This window comes from Streptomyces sp. NPDC059371 (assembly GCF_042751995.1).
GTDB lineage: Bacteria > Actinomycetota > Actinomycetes > Streptomycetales > Streptomycetaceae > Streptomyces.
Map to the genome: position 1 here is coordinate 43,032 of NZ_JBHYXD010000037.1, position 9,426 is coordinate 52,457.

A 9,426-nucleotide genomic window follows, 5' to 3' on the forward strand; every position below is an offset into this window, starting at 1 on the left:
GGGCGCGCCCGGCGCGCGCCCCCCCCGGGCGCGGGCGCGGCCCCCCCCCCCCCGCGCGCGCGCGCGCTCCCCCCGCCCCCCCCGCCCCCCCCCGCCGGCCGCCCCCCCGGGACTGAGGCGCGAGGCCTGAAGCGCGGGGGCCTGAGGCGCGGGGCCTGAGGCGCGGGGGCTACTTCTCGAACTTCCGGTACGACGGGTCGAGATCGCGCACCTCGGCGGACACGTGCAGAGTGACCCCGTCCGTGGGCTCGATGTGCTCCCGCAGCAGCTCCAGCGTGGCCTCGGTCAGCTTGGCCTTGGTCTCGTCGCTGCGGCCGGCCAGCAGAGCGATGCCGACATGGACGATGGCGGGACCCCCCGTCCCCGTGGCCGCCACGTCTCCCACGATCTCGTACTCGGTCCGCAGGGTGCGCAGCTTGCACGCCTCCAGCCGCGCGGCCGCGATCTCGACGATCACGGGGTGCAGCGCGAGCGCGAACGCGCTCCAGTCGACGTGGTCGAGGGCCGGGGAGGTCTCGACGGTGATCTGCGGCATGGGCGCTCCTGTTCCCTGAAAGGTCCCGGTCACCCTAACCGCAGTCCCGGGCACGACAACGGGGGCGGCCCCGGACACCCGTCGTGCTCAGGGTGTCCGGGGCCGCCCCCACCGGGTCAGGCCGGTGTCAGGGGGCCGCTGTCACGGAGTCCGGGTGAACACCGCCACCGTGCGGGCCGGGACGGTGAAGGAGCCCGTGTCCTTCGCGTAGGACGAGGACTTGACGACCGCGTCCGCGCCCTTCGCCTGCACCGGGTGCAGCGCGTACGCCGAACCGGCCAGCGAGCCGACGGTCTGCTTCTGCTTCTCCGGGGTCGCGTTGAAGACGATCACGAGGTCGCCGAGGCGCGTGGTGATCACTCCGGGGGTCTCGTCCTTGCCCGACAGCGGGAAGGAGAGCTGCGACTGCACCTGGGCGGCCGTGGAGAGCGAGAAGACCTTCTCGCCCGTACGGATCCGCTGCAGGTCCTGGAAGGCGGCCGAGGTGCCGTCGATCTGCTCGCAGCCCACCTTGACGGAGGTCAGCAGCGGCTTGGCGAACGGCCACTTCGAGGTGTTGTCCGCGGCCATCGGCAGCCCGCGCCCGAATCCGTTGCCGTCCTGGCAGTTCCAGTGGATGGCGTTGAACCAGTCGCCGCTGTCGAAGGAGTTGCGGTCCAGCGACTTGGAGCGCAGCAGGTCGGAGCCGGCCTGGGAGAGGGACGGACCCTGCGAGAGGGTGGCCGTCGCCATGGACAGGACCTGCATCCGGGCCCGGTCGGCGGCACTCGTCGACGCGGGCAGCTTGTACGTCAGCGCGTCGTACAGGGACTCGTTGTCGTGCGCGTCGGCGTAGGCGAGCGCGTCGCCGGGGGCCGCCGCGTAGCCGGCGGGCTGGCCGTTGTAGTCGATCTCGGAGCCCTTGACCTCCTTGCCGTCGGTGTCGGTGAAGCGGTACGCCGCCAGGTTGCCGGTCAGGCCGACCTTGATGAGGTCCTGGTAGTGCAGCAGGCGGGCCTTCTGCTCGGCCTGGGTGCCGTTGCCGGTGGAGGAGTTGGGGTCGGTGTACAGGCCCGAGCCGAAGCCCTGGACGCCGGGGTCGGAGTCGAAGGGGCTGCCGCCGCGGACGGCGTCACGGGCCCGGTCGGAGAAGGTCGCGATGCCCGTCCCCGCCATGTTCTTCTGGGTGGCCTGGACGAACCGGGCGTCGTCGGCGACCTCGCCGAAGTTCCATCCCTCGCCGTACAGGATGATCTTCTTGCCGTCGACGCCGTCCTTCGCGAGGGTCAGCCCGTCGAGGGCCTTCCTGACCGCGAGGATGTTGGCCTTGGGCTGGTGGCCCATGAGGTCGAAGCGGAAGCCGTCGACCTTGTACTCCTTGGCCCAGGTGACGATCGAGTCGACCACCAGCTTGCCCATCATGGCGTTCTCGGTCGCCGTGTTGGAGCAGCAGGTGGAGTTGGCGACGCTGCCGTCGGCGAGGAGCCGCTGGTAGTAGCCGGGGACGACCTTGTCGAGGACGCTGGTGTCGGCCTGGCCGCTCGCGGCGGTGTGGTTGTAGACCACGTCCATGACGACCCTGAGGCCGTCCTCGTTGAGCGACTTGACCATCTTGCGGAACTCGACCGTGCGGCCGGTGCCGTCGGGGTCGGTGGCGTAGGAGCCCTCGGGGACCGTGTAGTGGTACGGGTCGTAGCCCCAGTTGTAGGCGTCCTTGGCGGCGGTCTTCGCCACGCACTCCTGCTGCTTCTCGGAGTCGGCGGCGTAGGAGGCCAGGTCGCAGTCGGTGCTCTGCTGGTCCGCCTTCTTCTCGGGGATGGTGGCGATGTCGAAGGCGGGCAGCAGGTGCACGTACGAGGTGCCGGACCGCGCCAGCTTCTTCAGGTGCTGGGAGCCGTCGCTGTTCTTGTCGGTGAAGGCGAGGTAGGTGCCCTGGTCCTTCGCGGGGACGGTCTTGTCCGCCACCGAGAAGTCCCGGACGTGCAGTTCCTGGATCTGCGCGTCCTTCAGCGGTACGGCCTTGGGCTTCTTGAGCGAGGACCAGCCCGACGGGGCGAGGGACCTGGCGTCCAGGTCGACGACCAGGCTGCGCTCCGAGTCGGCGGTCAGGGCCACCGAGTACGGGTCGGTCACCTTGTTGGTGACGATCTTCCGGACGCTCGGCGCCCACACCTTCACGACGTAGCGGTAGGGCTTGCCCGTCCAGGACTTCTTTCCGGTGACGGACCAGACGCCGGTGGCGCCGTCGCGCTTCATGGCGACGGTGGAGCCGGCGAGGTCGAGGCTCACCGACTGGGCGGTCGGGGCCCACACCGAGAGGGTGGGGACACCCTTGTGGAAGACCGGCCCGAGGTGCGCCTTCGTCGCGGGGTACAGGTCGTCGAGGGCGCCGGCGATCTGCACGCCGGTGGCCGCGAGCACGGCGCCGTTCGCGGCCCGCTGCGAGGCGACGAGCTGGCCGCCGAGCGCGGAGCGCACCCGGTCGCGGTCGCGCGGGTCGACGGACCAGGCGGTGTACGCCTTCAGGTGCGGGTACCGGGCCTTCTGGGCGTCGGTGAGGGTGGTCTTCTGCAGCCGCAGCCAGCGCTCGTCGTCGCTGGTCAGCCCGCCGTCCTTGACGGCGATCGAGCCGTCGTGGGAGGAGAGGAGCTGGGTGGACACGGCGGCGTCGGAGCCGTTCCAGGCGACCGTGTAGCGGTCGATCCAGATCGCCTTGGACGTGCTCAGGTCGAGTGCGGCCGCGCTGCCCTTGGGCTGCGGAAGCAGGTACTTCTCCTGGCCGTTCAGCAGCCACACCTCGTGGCCGTTCGCCGTGAGGTCCAGCGACTGGTCGGTGGGCAGGTCCTTGTCGTCGCCCTTGTGCAGGATGTAGCTGAGGCTGGTCGCGCCCTCGGCGAGCGGCACCTCGAAGACGGCGCCGTAGGCGTCGGTCCGCACCGGCTCCAGGGGCTTCGTCCAGTCCGTGGGCGTCGCGGCCCCCGTCCAGGTGTGCAGACCCCAGCCGGCGTAGTCGCCGTCGGCACGGTGGTAGTGGACGACCGCCTTGGTCTTGTCCTGGGCGGGCAGGTCGGGCTGTTCGGTGAGGACGGTGTCCTTGCCCTGTTCGACCCAGACCTCGCCGGTCTTGGTGACGTCGATCGTGCGGTCGCTCGCGACGTCCTTGTTGCCGTCCTTGTCGATGACCAGGAAGCCGACGCTGGAGGCGCCCGGCTTCAGCTTCACGTAGGCGAAGGCGCCGTAGGCGTCGCGGCCGACGAAGTCGTGTCCGGCGGGCCAGGTCGTGCCCTCGCCGTCGGCGATGTCGCCCCAGGCGTACAGGCGCCAGTCGGTGTAGTCGCCGTCGGTGCGCTTGTAGTGGACGACCGCGTAGTCGCGCGAGGAGGCCGCCGGGACCTCCGGGGCGGGCGCGGCGCCGGTGGTGGACTCGGCCGTCGCGCTCGCGGTGCGTCCGGCCGAGTCGACGACGACGGCCTTGTAGCGCAGGGCGGTTCCGGCCGGTACGTCCTCGCCGATGGCCTGGGTGACCTTGTACGGGGCGTGGTCGGCGGAGCCGAGGGTCCGCCACGTGCCGTTGCCCACCTGGGCCGCGAAGACGACCCGGTCGAGCTGTCCGCCGGTGACGTCCGCCGACAGTTCGACGGTGCCGGTGGCGCCCGCGGCGGGGGCCTTCAGGGTCAGCGTGGGCTTGGACGCGGGGGCGGCGAGCCGGCCCGCGGCCTTGAGGACGACGGAGGAACCGGCCGGGACGGTGACGGTGACCTTCTTGTCCCCGTCGCTCTTCACCGAGGCCGAGGTTCCGTATACGGCGCGGAAGTCCGTGTTCGCCGAGCCGGTCGCGAACGTGGCCGACTCGGCCTCGTCCGCGTTGTTCACGGCGACGACGTACTCGGTGCCGGTCTTCGCGTCCGTGCGGGAGAAGGCGTAGACGCCGGCGCCGTCCGCGGCGTACCGCTCCGTCTGGACTCCGTCGGCGAGGGCCGGGTTGTCCTTGCGCAGCTTGGAGAGAGCGCTGATCGTCTTGTAGAGCGGGGCGCCCGTGTCGTAGGCGTCGCTCGCGTGGGTGCGGTCGGTGCCGATCTCGTCGTCGTCGAGGTAGTCGCCGACCTTGGAGGCGAACATCGTCTGCCGGGCGTCCTTGTCACCGCCGGAGCCGGTGAAGCCCTGCTCGTCGCCGTAGTAGACGACGGGGTTGCCGCGGCCGAGGAACATCAGCTCGTTGGCGAGCCTGTCCTTCTTCAGCAGCTCGGCGTCGGTCGCCTTCGGGTTGTCCTGGTCCAGGAAGTACCCGATGCGGCCCATGTCGTGGTTGCCGAGGAAGGTGACCTGCTCGTACGCGTTGGCCTTGTCGGTCGTGTACTTGTAGTCGTCCGCGAACAGGGACGAGAGCTTCCGCGCGCTGCCGCCCTGCGAGGCGTAGGAGCGGGCCGCGTCCTGGAACGGGAAGTCGAGGGTGGCGTCGAGGCGGCCCTGGGTGACGTACGGCGAGGTGATCGACGTGTCGGCGGAGTAGACCTCGCCGAACATGAAGAAGTTCTTGCGCCCGTGCCGGGCGGCGTACGCGTCGAGGGCGGTCGCCCACTGCGTCCAGAACTCCATGTTCACGTGCTTCACGGTGTCGATCCGGAAGCCGTCGATCCCGAAGTCCTCGACCCACTTCTCGTAGATCTTCTCCATGCCGCTGACGACCTCGGGACGCTCGGTCCACAGGTCGTCGAGGCCGGAGAAGTCGCCGTAGGTGGTGGACTCGCCGGCGTAGGTGGAGTCACCGCGGTTGGTGTACACGGTCGAGTCGTTGAGCCACGACGGGACCTTGGCGTTCTTCTTCGCGGCGGGAACCGTCGGCGTGCGGGGGAAGGAGTCGGCGTCCACCGACGGGAACCCCTTGGTGCCGTCCGCGTAGTCCGCGTCGTCGAAGGGCTTCCCGTCCTTGGTCAGGTACGGGAAGGCGCCCTTGGAGAGGTAGTTGTAGGACTGTTCCTTGTAGTCGACGACATCGGCCGTGTGGTTGGTGATGACGTCGAAGAAGACCTTCATGCCCTTGGCGTGGGCCTTGGAGATCAGTGTCTCCAGGTCCTTGTTGGTGCCGAAGTGCGGATCGACCTTGGTGAAGTCGGTGATCCAGTAGCCGTGGTAGCCGGCCGAGGCGTCCTTGCCGGTGCCCTGGACGGGCTGGTTCTTGAAGATCGGCGCCATCCAGATGGCGGTGGTGCCGAGGCCCTTGATGTAGTCGAGCCGCTTGGTCAGACCCTTGAGGTCGCCGCCCTGGTAGAAGCCCTTGTCGGTGGGGTCGTACCCGGTCGAGAGCCTCGAACCGGTCAGTCCGCCCTTGTCGTTGGACGTGTCGCCGTTGGCGAAGCGGTCCGGCATCACGAAGTAGAACTGGTCACGGGTGGAGTCGTGCCGTGTCGGCTCGGCGGCGAGCTTCGCGTCCGACGGCGGTGCGGGCGGGGTCTGGGCCCTCGCCACAAGGGGTTGCGCAAGCGATACGGCCAGTGCGGCTGCGAGGACGGCTGCACGCAGCCTGGGGCGGCTGGTGCGGCTCGCCGGCCCTCTCGGTATCAGGTCCACAGTCGTGAACTCCTAGCGATTACGGCGTACTCGGGTCCGACCCCGCGCAGCGTTTCGGCCACGATGCCGAACGCCCGCGTGACCGTATCGCTCACGCAAGGTTTACAGCAAGAGTCTTGCAACATGCGGAAAGGCTTTTCAGCAGCTGGACTTGCCCGCGTAGACCGCGAGGGCCGTGTTGGCGCCCAGCGTCGCCGTGAACTGGCCCGAACTGTTCACGGTGATGCTCGTGTTGTTCTGGACGTTGCAGTACGTTCCCGCGGCCAGGGAGGTGCTGTACGTCCGGCTCAGTGAGGAGGTCTCGTGGTTGATGGCCACGAAGCCCTTGCTCCCCCGGCCGAAAGCGATCGCGTCGTTGCCGTTGTCCCACCAGTTGGAAAGCGCTTGCCCCCGGGTGGCGTTACGGAAGGCGACCATCGACTTGATCTCCGGCCAGGCGTGCTGACACTTCCAGCCGTCCTGCCAGCAGGCGTTGACCGTACCGCCGTTGGGCGGCCCGGCGTCCGCGTTCGACCACTCGTAGCCGGAGTTGATGTCGGGGGCGCCGTAGGGGTAGGCGAGCATGAAGACGTTGGCGAGGGTGTAGTTCGCCCCGTCCTTGTAGTTGAGCGTGGAGCCGTTGCGCTCGGTGTCGTGGTTGTCGACGAAGACGGCCGAGACCGAGCTGCTCATGTAGCCCCAGCCCTCGCCGTAGTTCTTCAGGTAGGCGAGGTTCTCGTTGTTGAAGACCCGCTTGAGGTCGTAGGCGTAGCGGAACTCCTGGACGTCGCCGTTGCCGGTGTACTCGGTGGGCTGCACGGCCTCGCCGGCGCCGTAGATGGCCTCCTGCTTCCAGTAGACGGACGGGTTGCTCAGCCGGGACTTGATGTTGGCGAGGTCGGCGGCCGGCATGTGCTTGGCCGCGTCGATCCGGAAGCCGTCGACGCCGTAGCCGAGCAGGGTGTTCATGTAGCCGGCGATGGCCGACCGGACGTAGGACTCGCCGGTGTCCAGGTCGGCGAGGCCGACGAGTTCGCAGTTCTGGACGTTGGCGCGGTTGGTGTAGTCGCTGATGGTGGAGGTGCAGTCGTCCATGTCGGCGGACGAGTAGAGGCCCGGGTAGTTGTACTTCGTGTACGAAGAGCCTCCCGTGCCGGTGCCGGAACCGGCCGCCATGTGGTTGATCACCGTGTCCGCCACGACCTTCACACCGGCCGCGTGACAGGTGCTGACCATGTTCTTGAAGGCGGTGGCGTCACCGAGCCGGCCGGCGATCCTGTAGCTGACGGGCTGGTACGAGGTCCACCACTGCGAGCCCTGTATGTGCTCGGCGGGCGGGGACACCTGGACGTAGCCGTATCCGGCGGGGCCCAGCGTGTTGGTGCATTCCTTGGCCACCGAGTCGAACTTCCACTCGAACATGACGGCGGTGACGTCCTTGGTGCCGGGCGGCGAGGCCGCCGCCGTACCGGGGGGAACGGCCACCGTGACCGCCAGGCCCGCCACGAGGGCGAACGAGGCCGCGAGCTTCTTCCGTGCCATGTGTGTACTCCTGCACTACGTCGTGCGGGTGGGGGGATCGGAACGTACCGCTTGCAATCATGTTTCAGCAAGATGTCGAAAGAACTTTCAACTTCCTTATTGACGCGCTCCCTTGGGCGGTCCCACGCTCCACACGGGTCAGCTTCCGCGCCCCGCGGCCGTGCTGACCGATCCCGAGAGGAGCCGCATCCCCGATGGTCTTACGGCGAAGAAGGATGTCCCGGCTGCTGGCGACCGTCGCCCTGGCGCTCGGCGGGCTGGCCGCACTGCCCGCCCAGCGGGCGGCAGCGGCGACGGACACCGGTGTCCCCAACGGCGACGTGATCGCCAACCTGTGGGATTGACATCCTCCCCCTCTCAAGCAAAGGGGATTCCAGCCCGTGTGGGTTGGGGTTCACGGGTGTTCGAGCGGCTGGTGGCCGTTGTCACCCCTCCGGCACCGGTTGTTCGCCGGGGGCGGGGGATCCCGCCCTGTCCTGCCGCGACGTTGGTTGCTGCGTTGGTGTCGGCGTTGCAGGTGAAGCCGCAGGAGGAGCAGGCGAACTCGGCTTGGCTCTTGCGCGAGTTCTTGTCGGTCCAACCGCAGGCGCTGCAGCGCAGACTGGTGTAGGGGGCGGGGACGTCCTCGACGCGGCCTGGGGCCTTGTGCCCGGTGCGTTGCCGGAGCAGGCCCCAGCCCTGGGCAAGGATGACTCGGTTCAGGCCGGCCTTCTGCTTGACCTGCTTGCCGGGCTGCTCGGCAGTTCCTCTCGCCGAGCGGGTCATGTTCTTGATGTTCAGTTTCTCGAACCGCACCAGGTCGTAGCTGCGGGCGAGCATCGTGCTGGTCTTCTCGCACCAGTCCTTGCGCCGGTCGGCTTCGCGGGCCTTGATACGGGCGGCCCTGGCGTACTCGGTGCTCTTGCGCTCGCTGCCCTTGGGCGCGCGGGCGGCACGGCGTTGGTGTTTGCGGATCCGGGCGCGTTCCCTGACGGTGAGCTGGGGGCAGTTCAGTTTCCGCCCGTCGGAGAGGGCGGCGGTGATGGCCACGCCCCGGTCGATGCCGATGACCTCACCCGTGCCGGGCCCGTCGACGGGGGCGGGGACGACGGCGAACGCGATGTGCCACCGGCCGCTGCGCAAGGTGACACGGAAAGTCTTGGCCTTGGGCAGTTCGGGCCGGGTGAGCCGGAACCGGACCCAGCCGCAGCCGGGTACCTTGACCCTGAGCCCACCTGCGGTTGAGTTTCTGTACAACGACCGAGCGGCCCATGACCTGTTTTCCGGTCTTTGCGTTGAGCTTCGGCGAGCCGTCCGCATTGAGCTCCGGGACGCGGTCGGTGCCGATGACGCGAAAGCCCTCGTGCACGTGCTTTCTGCGCCAGGTCGGCTCACCGAACCCGTAGGTGAAGCGGGCGCCCTTCGCCGTGGCGAAGTCCTTCAGGGCCTGCTGCTGCACGTCCGCGTTCCCAGCCCCGAGCCATGGATTGTCACGCCGGGCCTCGGTGAGCTGGCGGCACTGCTCGGCGAAACCGGGAGCCGCCCCGCGGCCCTTGCACCAGTGCGCGTGCTGCTCGACGGCGAGGTTCCAGACGTACCGGGCGTGCGCGCAGTGCTCGAGCATGACACCCGCCTGCTCACCCGTCGGATACATCCGAAACCGTGCCATGACCGTGAACCTAGCCCGCACGTTCCCCGACCGCCCACACCATCGACCGACATCACCCGTGCGAGTGGCCATACCCGGGCGCCGGGTACTCCGTGAGCGACACCTGGAGGTAACGGCCGGGGAAAGGAAGAAGACCCGCGCGAAAGCGGTGCTCCGGTGGTCAGGACCGGAGCAC

5 protein-coding genes and 1 pseudogene are annotated in these 9,426 nt (G+C 68.9%); 1 reads left to right on the forward strand and 5 read right to left on the reverse strand.

Annotated features, from left to right (window positions below):
* Positions 1-169: 169 nt before the first annotated feature.
* The 3 genes from ACFXGX_RS21680 to ACFXGX_RS21690 all read right to left on the reverse strand — a co-directional run bounded on the left by ACFXGX_RS21680 (position 170) and on the right by ACFXGX_RS21690 (position 7,603).
* Positions 170-535 (reverse strand): 5-carboxymethyl-2-hydroxymuconate Delta-isomerase, encoded by a 366-nt coding sequence (locus tag ACFXGX_RS21680; protein WP_384793626.1) that lies wholly within the window; start codon positions 533-535, stop codon positions 170-172.
* Between the two features lie 141 nt (positions 536-676).
* Entirely contained in the window at positions 677-6,076 is a 5,400-nt protein-coding gene (gene pulA, locus ACFXGX_RS21685) for a pullulanase-type alpha-1,6-glucosidase (RefSeq protein WP_384793705.1), read from the reverse strand.
* Positions 6,077-6,220: 144 nt separating this feature from the next.
* The gene (locus ACFXGX_RS21690; protein WP_384793629.1) at positions 6,221-7,603 is read right to left on the reverse strand and encodes an alpha-amylase family protein; all 1,383 of its coding nucleotides are present in this window, start codon (positions 7,601-7,603) and stop codon (positions 6,221-6,223) included.
* Between the two features lie 215 nt (positions 7,604-7,818).
* On the opposite strand from ACFXGX_RS21690, the gene ACFXGX_RS21695 reads away from it, so the two are divergent.
* Entirely contained in the window at positions 7,819-7,947 is a 129-nt protein-coding gene (locus tag ACFXGX_RS21695) for a hypothetical protein (RefSeq protein WP_384793632.1), read from the forward strand.
* Positions 7,948-7,960: 13 nt separating this feature from the next.
* Here ACFXGX_RS21695 and ACFXGX_RS21700 read toward each other — a convergent pair whose 3' ends face one another.
* Positions 7,961-8,902 carry an RNA-guided endonuclease InsQ/TnpB family protein gene (locus tag ACFXGX_RS21700; RefSeq protein ID WP_384793635.1) on the reverse strand — a complete coding sequence of 314 codons (942 nt, stop codon included), beginning with the start codon at positions 8,900-8,902 and terminating at the stop codon, positions 7,961-7,963.
* Positions 8,903-9,185: 283 nt separating this feature from the next.
* A pseudogene (locus ACFXGX_RS21705) lies at positions 9,186-9,323 on the reverse strand (hypothetical protein); the annotation flags it as partial.
* Positions 9,324-9,426: the final 103 nt, after the last annotated feature.